Here is a 15,528-nt window from a genome sequence, read left to right on the forward strand (position 1 = left end):
TGCACGCTGTGTTCCACCTCGCCTGTTCAGAAGGCTCAGGCCGACTTCGCCACCAAACCGAACACCGTGCAGGCCATCGCCAAGGCGCCCGGCAGTGCCAGTTTCCGCGTGACCAGTGCGGCGCCGATCATGGTGAGCACCGAGAGCATGATGGCCAGGGCGAAGAACGGTTGGCCCTGCAGGAACTGGTGGATGCAACCGGCACAGCCGGCAATGGCCAGGCTGGTGGCAAAGCAGACGTGGAACAGTGAGCCAGCGTACACAGAGGTTCCTCGCGATGATGGAGTCCATAGCGGCAGGCAGGCGGACAAATTTAGCGCTGATTGCAGATTGCGATGACGGGATCACATCCTGTACCCGCTCTGGTGACATCGGCGTGCATAAGGTGGAGCGCACACCCACTTTTCGGATTGATGGAGGATGCAATGGCGCGGACGATTCCCGAAGGAACCCTGATCGTGGTAGCCGACGGTGGTTCGGCGCGGGTGTTCACCAACGTGGGCAGCAACCACCAGTTGACCCTGAAGCAGGAAGGCGAACTGCGCCTGCAGGACATCAGCGAGCAGGGTGTGTCCGGGCAGGGGCCTGCGGGTGCCGTGCCGAAGGACATGTCGGTCTCGCAGCTCAATGAGGCCACGTTCGCCAAGCAGGTGGCCGAACAGCTCAACGAAGATGCCTTGAAGAACCGCTATGCGCACCTGGTATTGATCGCCGACCCGACCACGCTGGGCCGCATTCGTCCGCTGCTGCATAAAGAGGTCCAGGCGCGATTGCTCGGGGATATTGCCAAGGATCTGACCAACGCGCCGCTGGAGGACATCCAGAAGGCACTGGCGGCGTAGCGCTCATGCCGTTCATGCGTGATCACCTTGCGAACGGGCCCACCTCTGCGGAGGTTGCGGCGCAGCCTGGCTGGCAGGTGCTGGAGTTCGGTGCGCCCTGGTGTGGTCATTGCCAGGCCGCGCAGCCCGCGTTGCAGGCCTTTGTCGAAGCGAACGATCTGCCGCATTGGAAGATCGAGGATGGCAAGGGAAGGCCATTGGGGCGAGCGTTCAAGGTGAAGCTGTGGCCGACGGTGGTGCTGCTGCGCGATGGAGAGGAGATCGCGCGGGTGGTAAGGCCTTTGGACAGCGCGGATCTCATGTCGTTGCAGAGCGCACTTCCCGGTTGAAGAGCAAACCCGGTGCGGGACACCGGGCAGTCGCACTGCAGCATGCGGCGTGACAGGCCCGGTGCTAGGATCCGGCTATCGCCTGAATCGATCCAAATGCCGATGCCCACGCTGGACCGTCGTCTCCTGATCGCTGTCGCCGCCACGGCGATGCTCGCTTCCGGCCTGGCGTCGGCCGCGCCTGCCAGAACCGCCGCCGACAAGGCCTATGCCTCGGTCGACCCGTTCATTGGTACGGGTGGTGAAGGCCACACTTACCCGGGTGCCACGGTGCCGTTCGGCATGGTCCAGCTCAGCCCGGACACACGCATCCAGCCACGCGAAAAGGCCTATGGCTGGGCAGCCGGCTACCGCTACGACGACAGCAGCATCGTCGGCTTCTCGCACACGCATTTTTCCGGCACTGGCCATTCCGATCTGGGCGACATCCTGCTGATGCCGTTCACCGGCAGTCCCGGCCTGGAGCGTGGCGATCCTGAGAAGCCGGGCAGCGGCTATGCCTCTCGCTTCCGCCATGACGATGAGAAGGCCGAGCCGGGCTACTACGCCGTCACCCTGGACGACTACAAGGTGCGCGCCGAGCTGACCACCAGTGCGCGCGTGGGCGTGCATCGCTACGCCTTCCCCAAGGGCGCCGACGCCAAGGTGCTGCTGGACATGCGCACCAGCATGTACGACTACCCGGGCAAGGTGCTGTGGTCGCGGGTGCGGGTGCGCGCCGATGGTACGGTGACCGGCTTCCGGGAGACGCGCGGCTGGGCGCCAGGTCGCCAGCTGTACTTCGCGATGCGTTTCTCGCGGCCGCTTTCCGGGCATGAGCTGCACAACACCGAGCAGGACATCGTCTACAAGGGCTTCCCGCCGCCGGGCGAGAAGGATCCAGCGCAGCGCGCACAGGTCGAGGGCCGCCAGCTGGTCGGTACCTTCGCATTCGGCAAGCTGGATGCACCGCTGGTGGTCAAGGTCGCGATCTCGCCGGTCAGCGAAGCCGGCGCCATTGCCAACCTCGACGCGGAAGTGGCCGACTTTGATTTCGACCGCGTGCGTGCGCAGGCGAAACAGGAATGGACGCAGGCGCTGTCGGTGCTCGATATCGATGCGCCCGAGCACGCCCGCCGCAGTGCCTATACCGCGCTGTACCACACCCTGCTGGGGCCGACGCTGTTCATGGATGCCGATGGCCAGTACCGCGGGCCGGACAATGCGGTGCACAAGGCGGATGGCTTCACGAACTACTCGACGTTCTCGCTGTGGGACACCTACCGCGCGCTGCATCCGTTGCTGACGCTGGTGCAGCCGGAGAAACGCAACAGCGACTTCGTCAATTCGATGCTGGCCCACCACGAGCACAGCCCCTACGGCATGCTGCCGGTGTGGTCGTTCCATGGCCTGGAAGACTGGTGCATGATCGGGTACCACGCCGTGCCGGTGATCGCCGACGCCTACGTGAAGGGCATTCGTGGCTTCGACGCCGACAAGGCATTGAAGGCGATGGTCGAGACTGCCAACTACGGCCCGTACGATGGCATCGCGCAGTACCGTGAGCTGGGCTATGTGCCGATCGACGAGGAAGGCGAAGCGGCCAGCAAGACGCTGGAGTACGCCTTTGATGACTGGACCATCGCACGCATGGCGCAGGCGATGGGCAAGGCCGATGTCGCGGCGACCTTCGACAAGCGCGCGGCCAACTGGCGCAATGCGTTCGACAAGGACACCGGCTTCATGCGCGCGCGCAAGCGCGATGGGAGCTTCCGTACGCCGTTCGACCCCAGCGCCAGCGGCTATGGCACCGACTACACCGAGGGCAACGCCTGGCAGTACTCGTGGTACGTGCCGCAGGACGTCGCCGGCCTGGCGGCGGCGCACGGGGGCAGCGACAAGCTGCTCGCGCGCCTGGACGAGGTGTTCAACGCCAAGGTGGATCCATCGATCTTCGAGCACATGGAAGACATCACCGGCCTGATCGGCTGGTATGCGCACGGCAACGAGCCCAGCCACCACGTGGCCTACCTGTATTCGTACGCTGGCCAGCCGTGGCGCACCCAGGCGCGGTTGAAGCAGATCATGGACACCCAGTATGCCGACCGCCCCGATGGGCTGGCCGGCAACGATGATGTCGGCCAGATGTCGGCGTGGTACGTGTTCACCGCCTTGGGCTTCTATCCGGTGGCCCCGGGCTCGGGCGAGTACATCCTCGGCCGCCCGTTCCTGCCGAAGACCGCGATGCGCCTGCCGAACGGCAAGGCGTTCACCATCGTGGCCGATGGGCTGGATGACAGGCACACCTACGTCGGCAACGTGAGCCTCAACGGCAAGCCGCTGCAGCGCACCTTCCTGCGCCATGACGAGATCCTGGCAGGTGGCGAGCTGCGTTTCACCATGCAGGCCGAGCCGAACAAGGATTGGCCGGGGCAGGGCGCGCAGGCGCCCTATTCGATGAGCCGGTGATGATTGGTAGGTGCCGACCTTGGTCGGCACGCTTCACGGCTGACCTTGAACCTGTAGAGCCGAGCCCATGCTCGGCTCAGGTATCGCGTCAACGGCAGCCGAGCATGGGCTCGGCTCTACAAGGGCAATTCGACAAAGGTCAGCGAAACCGCAACCCCACCCGCGCACCGCCGATCGGGGCGGTATCAATCATCAAGGTCGCGCCATGCCGCTGCGCGATCTCGGCCACGATCGCCAGCCCCAGCCCGCAGCCGTCGCCCTCGCTGCTCGCCCGGTAGAAGCGTTCCGTGACGCGCGCGCGTTCGGCTTCGGCGATGCCTGTACCGTCATCGTCCACCCACACCTGCACGCCCTCGGCATCCCGCTGTAGTCCCAGGGTGATCACGCCGGGCACGGCGCCGTAGCGCAGCGCGTTGTCCAGCAGGTTGCCCAGTGCCTCGCGCAGCAGCTGTGGATCGCCCTGCACCTGCACGCCGTCGTCGGGTCCGTCGTAACCCAGGTCCACGCCCGCAGCCAACGCACGGTCGGCGTAGCGCTCGACCACGCCCCGCGCCAGCGCGGCCAGATCCAGCGGCTGCAGCGGCAGTGCGCTGCCCTGTGGATCTTCCGATCGGCTGAGCATCAGCAGTTGGTTGACCAGGTGCTGCAGCCGCGCCAGCCCGGCCAGCGTGCCGGACAGCGCCAGTTGCTGGGCGTGCGGATCGTGCTGGCGCAATGAACTCTCCAGCTCCACCTGCATTGCCGCCAGCGGCGTGCGCAGCTGGTGCGCGGCGTTGCTGACGAAGCGCCGTTGCGCGGCCTGCATGGCGTCCAGTCGCTGCAGCAGGGCGTTGTAGGCCTCCACCGCCGGCCACAGTTCGCGCGGCGCCTCCTGCGCCGGCTCCAGCGGCGCCAGCGGGTCGGGGCGTGGGCTGGCCAACCGCCGTGCCACCTGGTTGGCGTGGCGTGCAGCCGCGCCGGTACCGGACCAGGCCAGCCACGCAGCCAGCGCCAGGATCGCGGCCTGGAACGGGATGCTGGCCAGCAGCAGCTTGCGCTCCAGGCGGTGGCGCTTGCGCAGCGTCTCGGCCACGCGCAGGCGGATATCGTGGCCCGGCCCGGCGCTGACCACGACTTCGACCATGCGCACCGGCTGCCCACGCAGGCGCGCGTCGTAGTAGACGGCATCGTCGCTGCCGGCAGCGATCGCGGGGCGGGGCAGCGCTTCGGGCAGGTCGCCATACAGGCGCCCGCCCGCGGCGTCGACCACTTCGCCATGCACTTCGTCAGCGGTATCCCAGGTGAACATGCGCGACACCGCAGGCGTGATCTCGATCGAGGCACGCCCGTCCTGCACCTTCACCAGCTCGGACAACGACATCGCCGAGTCCAGCAGCCAGCGGTCATAGACCTGGCCGGCGTAGAAGCGGGCCAGCGCGAACGAACCGACTGCGCTGCACAGCAGCAGCACCAGCAGGGGCAGCCACAGGCGGCGCAGCAGCAGCCCCCGCAGGCTGTGCACGCGCTCAGTCACCCCCGGCCTCCAGCCGATACCCCAGGCCACGCAACATGCGGATGCCGACGCAGGCGCGTGCCTGCTCCAGCTTGCGGCGCAGGCGGCTGACATGCACTTCGATCACCGACAGGTTGGCCTCGTGATCCCAGCTGTACAGCGCGTCGAACAGGCGCTGCTTGGTAACCGTGCGGCCGGGATGCTGCATCAGTGCCTCGACCAGCGACAGCTCGCGCGCGGTCAGTTCGATGCGCTGGCCTTCCACCTGCACTTCATTGCGGATGCTGTCGAAGCACAACCGGCCCAGCCGCTTCTTTGCCGGTGCGTCGCTTCGGCGGCGTGACAGCGCACGCAGGCGCGCCTCCAGCTCACCGAGTGCAAATGGCTTGGCCAGGTAATCGTCGCCACCCCGGTCGAGGCCGAGGATGCGGTCCTCCACACCGTCGCGCGCGGTCAGGATCAGCACCGGCAGGGTGACGCCGTCGTTGCGCAGGCGAGAGAGCAGGTCGAGGCCGTCGACATCGGGCAATGAAAGGTCGAGCACCATCACGTCATACGGCGCGCTGGCCAGTGCCGCCGGCGCGTGCAGGCCGCGCGAAAGGTGGTCGCACAGATGGCCGGCGCCCTGCAGGGCGCGGATCAGTCCATCGGCCAGCGCGGCGTCGTCTTCGATCAGCAGGATTCGCATTGCAAGCTTCGTGCAAGGTTGGGGCAAGTTTGGCGCAAGTGCATCACCTTACCGTGACGTGCATGAATTTCTCCCCTCGTTTTGCGGCCGTGCTGGCCACTCTTCTGTGCGCGCCCACCGCTTCGGCGCTGTCCCTGCAGGAAGCGCAGCGCGCCATGGAAGCACACAACCCGGACCTGCGTGCGGCGGCACTGGAGCTGCGCGGCGTGCAGGGCGATGTGCAGACGGCGGCGTTGCGCCCGGCCACCGAGTTGTTGATCGGCACCAGCAAGATCAGCCCCAAGCATGGCATCGGCTCCGGACGCTGGCAGGACAAGCGGGTGGACAGCACCGTGGGCCTGGGCTGGACCTGGGAGCGCGGCGGCAAGCGCGCATTGCGCATCCGCCAGGCCGATGCGCTGCTGGAAGTGGCCGGGCTGGACATGCTCGATATCCGGCGCCGGCAGCAGGTGGCACTGCATGAAGCCTATTTCGGCCTGAAGGGCGCGCAGGAGCGGGCGCAGATTGCCGAGGCCAACCGCCAGAGTTCGGCCGAACAGATGGCGGCGGCGGACAAGCAGGTGGCCACCGGGGCGATGGCGCCGGTGGATCGCGCGCGGCTGGCAGTGGACGACCTGGCGGTGGCCGATGCGGCGCGCGAGGCGGCCCTGGATCTGCGCGATGCACGGCATGCGCTGGGGCTGCTGCTCGGCCGCGACGACAGCCATGATCTCAGCGCCGATGATCCGTGGCCAGACCCCGCGGGCAGGGTCGATACGCGTGCGTTCGACCCACAGCAGCGTGCCGATCTGCGCGCGGCACGTTCGCGCCTGGCCGCGGCCGACGCCGGTGTGGCACTGGCGCGCAGTGAGCGCCATCGCGACATCCAGCTGGGTGTGGAGGCTGAGCGCGAGCCGACCGACATCAGCGGTGTCACCTGGGGAGTGTCATTGACCATTCCGCTCGGCGGCCCGTCACGTGCACGCGGCGCGATCCAGCGTGCCGAGGCCGACCGTGACAGCGCCGCGCTGGAGCTGCAGGTACTGCAGCGCGAAGCACGCGCCGAGCTGGACCAGCTGCAGGCCAGCGCGCAGTCCGCCGCACAGCGCCGCAGCGACTATGAGGGACTGCAGTCCGACGCCGCACGCAAGGCGGTGCAGGGCATCGAACTGGCGTACCGGCGCGGCGCCGCCAGCCTGACCGATCTGCTGGATGCGCGCCGCAGCTGGCGCGACTTCGAGACGGCGCTGATCGATGCGCGTGCCGACCATGCCATTGCCCTGGCGCGCTGGGAAGCGGCCACATCCGTTGCTGAAGGAGAGTCCCGATGAAGTCCACCGTCGCTTATCGACCGCAGGCGCGACAGGCCGTGCTGCCGGCCTTGCTGGCGCTGGCCCTGCTGGGCGGCTGCGGCCGCGAACCGGCGCCGTATACCGAGGACGGGCCGACGGTCAGTGCTGGCCAGATCCAGTTTCCTGCCGGTAGCCGCCAGCTGGACGTGCTACGCAGCGAGGCGGTCACCGCCGGCGCCAGCGCCAGCCTGCAGCTGCCGGGCCGGGTGGTCTGGGACGAGACGCGCTCCAGCGCGCTGCGCACGCCGTTGGCGGGGCAGGTGGCGCGCATCGAGGCACAGCCGGGGCAGAAAGTGAAGGCGGGCCAGGTGATCGCCTGGATCACTTCGCCCGAATTCGGCCAAGCCCAGGCGGAGGGCGTGCGCGGCCGTGCCCAGCTGCAGCAGGCCCGCAAGGAGCTGGAGCGCACCCGCGAGTTGCATGCGGCAGGTGTGGCGTCGGGCCGCGAACTGGACGAGGCAGAGGCCAATTTCGCCGGCAGCCAGGCCGATCAAGCGCGTGCGACCGCCTTCGCCAAGGCCTATGGCAATGGCCAGCACGTCGATCAGCGCCTGCCGTTGCGCGCGCCGATCGATGGCGTGCTGGTGGAGCGGCGGATGAGCCCGGGCATGGCGGTCAGCCCCGACAGCGAACGGCCATTGGCGGTGATTGGCGATCCGGACCGCCTGTGGTTGCAGCTGGATGTACCGGAGGGCCTGGCCGGACGTTTGAAGGCGGGCATGCAGGTGAGCGTGCCCGGGGCCGATGGACAGCCGCTGCAGGCGACCCTGCAGCACGTGGATGACTTCGTCGACAGCGAACGCCGCGTGGTGCAGGCGCGCGCCGAGCTGGACAACCGCGCACGCGGTTTCAAGGCGGGGCAGTACGTGCGCGCCCAGGTGGCGTTGCCGGCCGAGGGTGGTGTCTCGCTGCCCGATGCGGCCGTGTTGTTGATCGACGGCAAGCAGGTGGTGTTCGTGGAGGAGGGCAAGGGCCGCTTCGTGCGCCGCGCGGTGCATGCCGAGGAGCTGGGCGATGGCCGGCTGTGGGTGCGTGAGGGCCTGGCCGCAGGCGCCAGGGTGGTGGTAGAAGGCGGCCTGCTGCTGCAGCAGCTGGCGGACAGCGCACCGGCCGCCGCCAGCACCGGCACGGGGCACGCCGCCCCATGATCGATCGCCTGATTGCCTACTGCCTGCGCCAGCCATTGATGGTGATGCTGGCACTGCTGCTGTTCATGGGTGCCGGCATTGCCGCGTTCCGCGTACTGCCGGTGGAAGCCTTCCCGGATGTATCCGACACCCAGGTGACCGTGGTGTCGCTGCACCCGGGCCGTGCCGCCGAAGAGGTCGAGCGCGAGGTGACGATGCCACTGGAGGTGGCGTTGTCCGGCATCCCGCATTCGGTGCGGGTGTTCTCGCATACGCAGTTCGGCCTGTCGATGATCATCCTGACCTTCGACGACAAGGCCGATGACTACTTCGCACGCCAGCAGGTCCTGGAGCGCCTGCAGGGCGTGGAGCTGCCGGAAGGGGTGACCCCGGAACTGGAGGCGATGAGCTCGGCGGTAGGTGAGATCTACCGCTATGTGCTGAAAGGCCCGCACATGACGCCAACCCAGCTGCGCACCGTGCAGGAATGGACGATGGAGCGCAGCCTGCGCACCGTGCCGGGCGTGGCCGATGTGATCAGTTTCGGCGGCTTCGCGCGTACCTTCCAGGTCAAGCCGGACCTGGACAAGCTGCGTGACCGCGGCATCAGCCTGGGTGAGTTCGCCGAGGCGCTGGAGAGGGGCAGCTCGAATGCCGGTGGCGGCTACGTGGAACGCGGCCAGCAGCAGTTCCTGATCCGTGGCGTGGGCCTGATGCGCTCGCCGGCCGACATCGGCAACGTGGTGGTGGCGCAACGCGGGGGAACGCCGATCCTGGTACGTGACCTGGCCGGCATCGCCGATACCGGGCTGCCCCGGCAGGGCCTGGTCGGCCAGGACGACAATGACGATGCGGTGTTCGGCATGGTGCTGATGCGCAAGGGCGAGAACCCGTCCGACGTGCTCGACGCGCTGCATGCGCGCATCGCCGAGATCGAGGCCAACCAGCTGCCGGCCGGGGTCAGCATCGAGCCGTTCTACGACCGCTCATGGCTGGTCTCGACCACGCTGAAGACGGTCTTCCGCAACCTGCTGGAAGGCGCGGTGCTGGTGTTCCTGGTGCTGTGGCTGTTCCTGTACAACGCCCGTGCCGCGCTGATCGTGGCGGCGATGATGCCGCTGGCGCTGCTGTCGACCTTCCTCGGCCTGCATCTGTGGGGCGTACCGGCCAACCTGCTGTCGTTGGGTGCGATGGACTTCGGCATCATCATCGATGGCGCGGTGATCGTGACCGAGCACATCGTCTCGCGATTGTCGAAGCTGCCCCCTGCGGCCGATCGTAAGACACGGTTCTCGACCGTTCTTTCAGCTGCATCGGAAGTGGGCCGGCCGACGTTCTTCTCGATGCTGATCATCATCGCCGCGCATATCCCGATCTTCACCCTGCAGCGCCAGGAAGGCCGCATGTTCGCGCCGATGGCGTACTCGGTGACCTCGGCATTGATCGGCGCGCTGATCCTGGCGCTGGCCGTGGTGCCGTTGTTCTGCTACTGGTGGCTGCGGAGCGACCGCATGCGCGACGGCAATCCGCTGATGGACCGCCTGACCGGCTGGTACCGGCCGGTCCTGGAGCGCGCACTGGCCCGCCCGCGTGCGGTGGTACTGACCGCAGTCGCGCTGCTGGTGGGCACGCTGGCGCTGGGCACCCGCCTGGGATCGGAGTTCCTGCCCGAGCTGGACGAAGGCTCGATCTGGCTGACCGCCACGCTAGACCCCAGCACCAGCCTGGCCGAAGCGCAGCAGCAGTCGCGGCGCATCCGCGGACTGGTCGGCACGTTCCCGCAGGTATCGACGGTGGTGGCCAAGCTGGGACGCCCGGAAGACGGCTCCGATGCCAAGGGCGCCAACCAGATCGAGGCGCTGGTGGCGTTGAAGCCGGAGAAGGAATGGCCGAAGGGCGTGGACAAGCGGCAGCTGGTGAGCGATCTGCAGCGCACCTTGGAGCAGCGCATTCCGGGGCCGGAGTTCTCGATCTCGCAGCCGGTGCGCGACAACATCCTGGAGAGCATCTCGCAGATCAAGGGCCAGGTGGTGATCAAGGTCAGCGGCTCGGATCTGAACGTGCTCAACCAGCAGGCGCAGGCGATCCTGGGACAGGTGCGTAGCGTGGAGGGCGTAGAGAGTGCCTTCATCGACCGTGACGGTTCATTGCCGCAGCTGCAGATCGAGATCGATCGCGACCGCGCCGCGCGCTATGGCTTGAACGTGCGCGACATCGACGAGGTGATCGAGACCGCACTGGGCGGGCGCCAGGTCGGTGAATTGTGGGAAGGTGACCGCAGGTTCCCGATCACGCTGCGCCTGGACGACGCCGACCGTGACCTGCAACAGTTGCGCACGGTCCCGGTCGGCATCGGCGATGGCCACACGGTGACGCTGTCCGACGTCGCCGATTTCCGCATGGCCAGCGGCGCGATCAACATCTCGCGCGAGAACGCACAGCGCGTCAAGGCCGTGAGCATCTTCATCGCCGGCCGCGACATGGGCAGCGTGGTGGCTGACATGCGCAAGCGCGTGGATGCCAGCGTACGGCTGCCGGAAGGCTACCGGCTGGAGTGGTCCGGCGAGTTCGAGAACCAGCAGCGTGCGATGAAGCGCCTGGCCTGGGTGATTCCGCTGTCGGTGTTGATCATCTTCGTGCTGCTGTTCGATGCCTTCAAGGACATCAGCAGCGCCGCGCTGATCCTGGCCAACGTGCCACTGGCGATGATCGGCGGCATCCTGGCCCTGTGGCTGACCGGCATTCCGCTGTCGGTGTCGGCGGCAATCGGCTTTATTGCATTGTTCGGGCAGGCGGTGCTGAACGGCGTGGTGATGCTCAGCCGCTTCGCCCAGCTGCGCGAGCAGGGCATGGACCTGCTGCAATCCGTGGTGCAGGGTTCGCTGCAGCGCCTGCGCACGGTGCTGATGACCGCACTGCTGGCGATGTTCGGCCTGCTGCCGATGGCCACCTCGCATGCGATCGGTGCCGAGACCCAGAAGCCGCTCGCGGTGGTGGTGATCGGCGGCCTGCTGTCGGCGATGCTGCTGACCCTGCTGGTACTGCCCACGTTGTACTACTGGGTGCATCGCCGCCGCGAGGCGCGCATCGCCTGACCTACCTGTAGAGCCGAGCGCATGCTCGGCTGCTTCTGGCCTTTGCGCAAAGAGCCGCCGAGCATGGGCTCGGCTCTACAAGGGCGTCGCGCCATGCGTGGATGCCACCTGTGCGGACTACACCATCCCGCCATTGGCGCGCAGCACCTGGCCGTTGATCCACCCGCCATCGGCACCAACCAGGAACGCCACCGCACCGGCGATGTCCTCCGGCGTACCCAGCCGCTCCAGGGGGTTCATCTTCGCCAACCGCTCGATCAGCTCGGGCGATTTCCCATCCAGGAACAGATCGGTGGCGGTCGGGCCCGGCGCCACGGCGTTCACGGTGATGTTGCGCCCGCGCAGCTCCTTGCTGAGGATCGCGCCCATGGTCTCCACCGCCGACTTGCTGGCCGCATACACGCTGTAGTTCTCCAGCCGGGTCCCGACCACGCTGGTGGACAGCGTGACGATGCGCCCGCCGTCGCGCACCCGTCGCGCGCTTTCGCGCAGCACGTTGAAGGCGCCCTTGAGGTTGATGCCGATCACCCGCTCGAACAGGGCGTCGTCGGTGTCGGCGAGCGGCGCCAGCTGCAATACGCCGGCGCTGTTGACCACCACGTCGATGCCGCCGAAACGGGCCTCGATGGCGTTGAACAGCTGGTAGACCGCCTGCGGATCGGCCACATCGGCCTGCAGCGCGATGGCCTGCGCGCCGGCTGCGTCGAGTTCGGCCGCCAAGGCTTCGGCGTCGTCGCGGCGCCCTGCATAGTTGATCGCGACCGCGTGGCCATCGGCGGCGAGCCGGCGGGAGATGGCGGCGCCGATGCCACGGGAGCCGCCGGTGACCAGGGCGACAGAGCGGGCGGGGGAGAGGGTCATGGTGGCTTCCACTGGGACACGCCGGAGCGGCGCAGGGCCATGTTCGCGCCATCGCACGTTCGGATAATCCTGCATAATCCGCCAACATCATCCGGATAGCCGAACAATGGACCGCTTTACGGCCATGCGCGCCTTCGTCCGTATCGTCGAGCGCCGTAGCTTCACCCGGGCCTCCGAGGACCTCGGCCTGCCGCGGGCCACGGTGACCGACGCGATCAAGGCGCTGGAACAGCGGCTGGGCGTGCGCCTGCTGCACAGGACCACGCGGCTGGTGGTGCCGACGTTGGAAGGCGAGGCCTTCTATGGCCGTTGCCTGCGCCTGATCGCCGACATGGACGATGCCGAGGCCGCCTTCCGTGACGCGCCGCCGCGCGGCCCCTTGCGCATTGAAGTGCACGGCACGCTGGGCCGGCACCTGCTGTTTCCGCAGCTGCCGGACTTCCTGCAGCGCTACCCGGAGATCGAACTGGACGTCAGCGAAGGCGACCGCTATGTCGACCTGCTGCGCGAAGGCGTGGATGCAGCGTTGCGGGTGGGGACGCTGGCCGATAGCGATCTGGCGGCGCGCCGGTTGACGATGCTGCGCGAGGTGACGGTGGCCTCGCCAAGCTATTTGCAGGTCAGGGGCGCGCCGGGCAGCATCGATGCCCTGCAGGACGGCCACCAGATGGTCGGCTATCGCTCCAGCGCCACCGGCCAGCTGATTCCGCTGGAGTTCCAGCAGGGCGGGCAGGTACGCTACGTGCCGCTGCCGGCGCGGGTGCGTGTGTCCGGTGCGGATGCGTTCCTCGGCGCCGCGCTGGCGGGCCTGGGCATCATCCAGGCTCCGCGCTACCGGATGGACCCGTATATCGCGCGCGGGCAGCTGGTGGAGCTGTTGCCGGACGCGCCGCCGACCCCAAGCCCGTTGAGCCTGGTCTACCCGCGCAACCGCACGCCGTCGCCGCGCTTGCGGGTGTTCATCGACTGGGTGGCCGGGGTGTTCGAGCAGGCCGGGGTTGCCGGCCAGCGGCCGGCACTACCGGAGCGGCACGCGAAGCTGTCCGACCGCAGGGGGTAGTGCCGGCCGCTGGCCGGCATCACAGCGCGTGCAGCGGCCCCTGCATGCGATGGAAACTGCCATCGGTGGCGGTGAACCAGGCCAGCGAATGCCCGCACGCGAAGTCATCGACATGCACGACCGTAGCGCCATCGGCTTCCTGCCACGAAATGGCATAGACCCCGTCGCTGATCTGCTGCCACTCGCAGGCGGCTTCGCCCTGCGCACCGGCATAGGTGCCGGAGACGATGGCGTACTGCACGTGGCGGCCATCGGCGCTGTAGACATTGTCGGCAGCCAGGCCGTCATAGCGGACGCGGAAGCGGCGGCCGGCGAACAGTGGCAGGGTGGACGCCGCGTTCATCGGATCGCCACCGGGTTTATGTTGACCTGGGTCGAGCCGACGTACAGCGGCTGGCCGAGCACGAACAGGAATTCCCAGGCCTTGTCGCGCACCAGCGCACGGCTGTCGATCAGCTCCAGGTTGTAGATGCCGCGCTTGGCCAGCATGTACTGGTTGACCGGAAATTCCTCGGCACCGTCCGGGTTCGGGTAGACCTCCGAGGCCCAGGTGTCGCCACCGAAGGCGACGACGCCCTGGTCGGCCAGCCACTTCGCCGCCTGCATGCCGATGCCCGGTTCCACTTCCAGGAACTGTTTGTCGTCCTTGCCGATCAGTTCCAGCCAGCCGGTGTTGAACAGCATCACGTCGCCCTTGCGCAGGCTCAGGCCCTGCTTCTTCAGCACGGCCTGGATGTCGGCCACGGTGAACTCGGTGCCACCGGGCACGATCGCCTTGCCGTAGTACGCGGTCATGTCCAGCACGACGCCGCGGGTGACCATTGGCGGCACCTTCTCGACGCCGAGCTTGCGCACACCGTCCACGGTGACGAAGTCGGCGGCCTTGTTGCCGTTGTAGTAGACGTTGTCGATGCCGATATGGCCGATACCGTTGAGCTGGGTGCCAACGCCGGTCCAGGCGTTCACCAGTTCATCGTTGAAGGTGAACCTGTTGGGGCCCAGCGATTTGCCGGCCTGCTGGCCGACCTGAACGTTGTACAGGCGGAAGCTGCGGTGGCGGAACGCGGGCAGGTTCTTGTCCACCGGCACCGCCAGCGGATAGGTCTTGCCGGTCCTGACCAGCGAGACCGCGTGCTTGACCACGTCGGCGGTCAGCAGGTTGGCCGCGCCGATCTCGTCGTCGGCGCCGTAGGCGGAGGGATACCAGTCCTCGGCGGTGGCCTGGAAGGACAGCGGCAGGGTGGCCAGCGCAAGCGCGGCCAGAGTCTTCATCTTCATGGCAAAGCTCCGGTAACTGTCAGACCGTCGCGGCGGCGAGGGCATGGGCCGGGAAGTGCGGCAGCACGTACTCGGCGATTTCGTGGAAGGTTTCGGCCAACGGCCGTTCATTGCGGCGGAACTGCAGGCCGATGTGGTCGACACCGGCTGCCTGCATGGCGTGCAGCTCGGCCAAAAGGGCGTTGCGGCCGCCACGCAGGCCGAAGCGCCAGCGCTGCAAGGGGGCATCAGCATCGGCCACCAGGTCCAGGTGGATGAAGCTGGCATACGGCTTGTTGCCGGCCACGGCGCGCCAGGCCGCCACGCGCTGCGCATGGTCCTGTGGCGTGCCCGGGTAGGCCAGGCAGCCATCCATGTGCTGGCCGATCCACGCCGGTTGCTGCTGGGCCAGGCCGGCCACGAACAGCGGCAGGGCCGGGCCATCCGCGGGCAGAACGTCCAGGCCCTGCGGCAGGTGCGCGGCGGCGCCTTCGCGCAGCATTGCGATGTGCTCGCGGAAGCGGTTGCCACGGCTGTCGAAGTCGCGGCCGAACAGCGGGTACTCCACCGGGCGGTCGCCACTGGCTACGCCCAGCAGCAGGCGGTCTCCGCTCAGCCGCTGCACGCTGCGCGCCGACTTCAAGGTCAGCAACGGCTCGCGGATCGGCAGCACCACCGCACCGGTACCCAGCAGGATGTGCTCGGTGATGCCGGCCAGGTAGCCGAGGTAACTGAACACCTCGAATACCTGCGCCGCATCGCCGAAGGCCGGGTCGTACACGGGCACGTCGCGTACCCACAGCGCACGGAAGCCGAGGCGGTCGGCTAGCCGTGCCAGTTCCGCATGGCGCTGCAGGTCCGGTTCGCCGGGCAGGCGTCGCGCGGCGCGTCGTGCCTGTTCGCCCAGCGGCGTCCAGTCATTGTCCAGCGGTGCTTCGACGCCGATGCTGAAGCCACCGGCCTGCAGCCGCGCCAACGCACTACCCATGGCGAGGCGC

14 protein-coding genes are annotated in these 15,528 nt (G+C 67.8%); 7 read left to right on the top strand and 7 right to left on the bottom strand.

Annotated elements, in window-relative coordinates; all coding sequences use genetic code 11:
* Nucleotides 1-35: 35 nt before the first annotated feature.
* The gene (locus ACTXG9_RS00560; protein ID WP_019337747.1) at nucleotides 36-263 is read right to left on the bottom strand and encodes a hypothetical protein; all 228 of its coding nucleotides are present in this window, start codon (nucleotides 261-263) and stop codon (nucleotides 36-38) included.
* A gap of 162 nt (nucleotides 264-425) precedes the next feature.
* Between ACTXG9_RS00560 and ACTXG9_RS00565 the strand changes: the two genes are divergently transcribed.
* The 3 genes from ACTXG9_RS00565 (at nucleotide 426) to ACTXG9_RS00575 (ending at nucleotide 3,619) form a co-directional block, all read left to right on the top strand.
* Nucleotides 426-842 (top strand): baeRF12 domain-containing protein, encoded by a 417-nt coding sequence (locus tag ACTXG9_RS00565; protein WP_019337746.1) that lies wholly within the window; start codon nucleotides 426-428, stop codon nucleotides 840-842.
* A 5-nt stretch (nucleotides 843-847) separates the two neighbouring features.
* Nucleotides 848-1,171, top strand: coding sequence for a thioredoxin family protein (locus tag ACTXG9_RS00570; protein ID WP_019337745.1), 324 nt, complete (start codon nucleotides 848-850; stop codon nucleotides 1,169-1,171).
* A gap of 96 nt (nucleotides 1,172-1,267) precedes the next feature.
* A complete protein-coding gene (locus tag ACTXG9_RS00575) occupies nucleotides 1,268-3,619 on the top strand; it encodes a GH92 family glycosyl hydrolase (protein ID WP_021202300.1) in 2,352 nt (783 codons plus the stop codon).
* A 139-nt stretch (nucleotides 3,620-3,758) separates the two neighbouring features.
* Here the strand turns inward: ACTXG9_RS00575 and ACTXG9_RS00580 are convergent, their stop codons facing one another.
* Nucleotides 3,759-5,132 carry a sensor histidine kinase gene (locus ACTXG9_RS00580; RefSeq protein WP_456115464.1) on the bottom strand — a complete coding sequence of 458 codons (1,374 nt, stop codon included), beginning with the start codon at nucleotides 5,130-5,132 and terminating at the stop codon, nucleotides 3,759-3,761.
* Nucleotides 5,125-5,799, bottom strand: a complete 675-nt coding sequence (locus tag ACTXG9_RS00585) for a response regulator (RefSeq protein ID WP_456115465.1) — start codon at nucleotides 5,797-5,799, stop codon at nucleotides 5,125-5,127. The genes ACTXG9_RS00580 and ACTXG9_RS00585 overlap by 8 nt, the downstream gene beginning before the upstream one ends.
* Before the next feature lie 62 nt (nucleotides 5,800-5,861).
* On the opposite strand from ACTXG9_RS00585, the gene ACTXG9_RS00590 reads away from it, so the two are divergent.
* The 3 genes from ACTXG9_RS00590 to ACTXG9_RS00600 are packed head-to-tail and all read left to right on the top strand — an operon-like array spanning nucleotide 5,862 to nucleotide 11,352.
* Nucleotides 5,862-7,109: a TolC family protein gene (locus tag ACTXG9_RS00590; protein ID WP_206621568.1), complete on the top strand. Its 1,248-nt coding sequence runs from the start codon at nucleotides 5,862-5,864 to the stop codon at nucleotides 7,107-7,109.
* Nucleotides 7,106-8,278: an efflux RND transporter periplasmic adaptor subunit gene (locus ACTXG9_RS00595; RefSeq protein ID WP_197574948.1), complete on the top strand. Its 1,173-nt coding sequence runs from the start codon at nucleotides 7,106-7,108 to the stop codon at nucleotides 8,276-8,278. The genes ACTXG9_RS00590 and ACTXG9_RS00595 overlap by 4 nt, the downstream gene beginning before the upstream one ends.
* Entirely contained in the window at nucleotides 8,275-11,352 is a 3,078-nt protein-coding gene (locus tag ACTXG9_RS00600; protein ID WP_456115466.1) for an efflux RND transporter permease subunit, read from the top strand. Before ACTXG9_RS00595 ends, ACTXG9_RS00600 begins: the two co-directional genes overlap by 4 nt.
* Nucleotides 11,353-11,469: 117 nt before the next feature.
* Here the strand turns inward: ACTXG9_RS00600 and ACTXG9_RS00605 are convergent, their stop codons facing one another.
* The gene (locus tag ACTXG9_RS00605) at nucleotides 11,470-12,213 is read right to left on the bottom strand and encodes an SDR family oxidoreductase (protein ID WP_111098525.1); all 744 of its coding nucleotides are present in this window, start codon (nucleotides 12,211-12,213) and stop codon (nucleotides 11,470-11,472) included.
* 106 nt (nucleotides 12,214-12,319) lie between these two features.
* On the opposite strand from ACTXG9_RS00605, the gene ACTXG9_RS00610 reads away from it, so the two are divergent.
* A complete protein-coding gene (locus tag ACTXG9_RS00610; protein ID WP_180832511.1) occupies nucleotides 12,320-13,273 on the top strand; it encodes a LysR family transcriptional regulator in 954 nt (317 codons plus the stop codon).
* A 19-nt stretch (nucleotides 13,274-13,292) separates the two neighbouring features.
* On the opposite strand, the gene ACTXG9_RS00615 is transcribed toward ACTXG9_RS00610, so the two are convergent.
* Genes ACTXG9_RS00615 through ACTXG9_RS00625 form a run of 3 tightly spaced genes read right to left on the bottom strand, consistent with a single transcriptional unit; the run spans nucleotide 13,293 to nucleotide 15,518 of the window.
* Nucleotides 13,293-13,616 (bottom strand): MoaF-related domain-containing protein, encoded by a 324-nt coding sequence (locus tag ACTXG9_RS00615; protein ID WP_456115467.1) that lies wholly within the window; start codon nucleotides 13,614-13,616, stop codon nucleotides 13,293-13,295.
* On the bottom strand, nucleotides 13,613-14,551 hold the full coding sequence (locus tag ACTXG9_RS00620) for a cyclase family protein (protein WP_456115468.1): 939 nt from the start codon (nucleotides 14,549-14,551) through the stop codon (nucleotides 13,613-13,615). The genes ACTXG9_RS00615 and ACTXG9_RS00620 overlap by 4 nt, the downstream gene beginning before the upstream one ends.
* Nucleotides 14,552-14,570: 19 nt before the next feature.
* The gene (locus tag ACTXG9_RS00625) at nucleotides 14,571-15,518 is read right to left on the bottom strand and encodes a TIGR03571 family LLM class oxidoreductase (protein ID WP_456115469.1); all 948 of its coding nucleotides are present in this window, start codon (nucleotides 15,516-15,518) and stop codon (nucleotides 14,571-14,573) included.
* Between the last annotated feature and the right edge of the window lie 10 nt (nucleotides 15,519-15,528).

It is taken from the genome of Stenotrophomonas maltophilia group sp. LNF247 (genome assembly GCF_054083135.1).

Excerpts from the sequence above, each read along its gene's own strand:
- ACTXG9_RS00565 (WP_019337746.1), top strand. The coding sequence starts at position 426 with ATGGCGCGGACGATTCCCGAAGGAACCCTGATCGTGGTAGCCGACGGT.
- ACTXG9_RS00570 (WP_019337745.1), top strand. The coding sequence starts at position 848 with ATGCCGTTCATGCGTGATCACCTTGCGAACGGGCCCACCTCTGCGGAG.
- ACTXG9_RS00575 (WP_021202300.1), top strand. The coding sequence starts at position 1,268 with ATGCCGATGCCCACGCTGGACCGTCGTCTCCTGATCGCTGTCGCCGCC.
- ACTXG9_RS00585 (WP_456115465.1), bottom strand. The coding sequence starts at position 5,799 with ATGCGAATCCTGCTGATCGAAGACGACGCCGCGCTGGCCGATGGACTG.
- ACTXG9_RS00590 (WP_206621568.1), top strand. The coding sequence starts at position 5,862 with ATGAATTTCTCCCCTCGTTTTGCGGCCGTGCTGGCCACTCTTCTGTGC.
- ACTXG9_RS00595 (WP_197574948.1), top strand. The coding sequence starts at position 7,106 with ATGAAGTCCACCGTCGCTTATCGACCGCAGGCGCGACAGGCCGTGCTG.
- ACTXG9_RS00600 (WP_456115466.1), top strand. The coding sequence starts at position 8,275 with ATGATCGATCGCCTGATTGCCTACTGCCTGCGCCAGCCATTGATGGTG.
- ACTXG9_RS00605 (WP_111098525.1), bottom strand. The coding sequence starts at position 12,213 with ATGACCCTCTCCCCCGCCCGCTCTGTCGCCCTGGTCACCGGCGGCTCC.
- ACTXG9_RS00610 (WP_180832511.1), top strand. The coding sequence starts at position 12,320 with ATGGACCGCTTTACGGCCATGCGCGCCTTCGTCCGTATCGTCGAGCGC.
- ACTXG9_RS00615 (WP_456115467.1), bottom strand. The coding sequence starts at position 13,616 with ATGAACGCGGCGTCCACCCTGCCACTGTTCGCCGGCCGCCGCTTCCGC.
- ACTXG9_RS00620 (WP_456115468.1), bottom strand. The coding sequence starts at position 14,551 with ATGAAGATGAAGACTCTGGCCGCGCTTGCGCTGGCCACCCTGCCGCTG.
- ACTXG9_RS00625 (WP_456115469.1), bottom strand. The coding sequence starts at position 15,518 with ATGGGTAGTGCGTTGGCGCGGCTGCAGGCCGGTGGCTTCAGCATCGGC.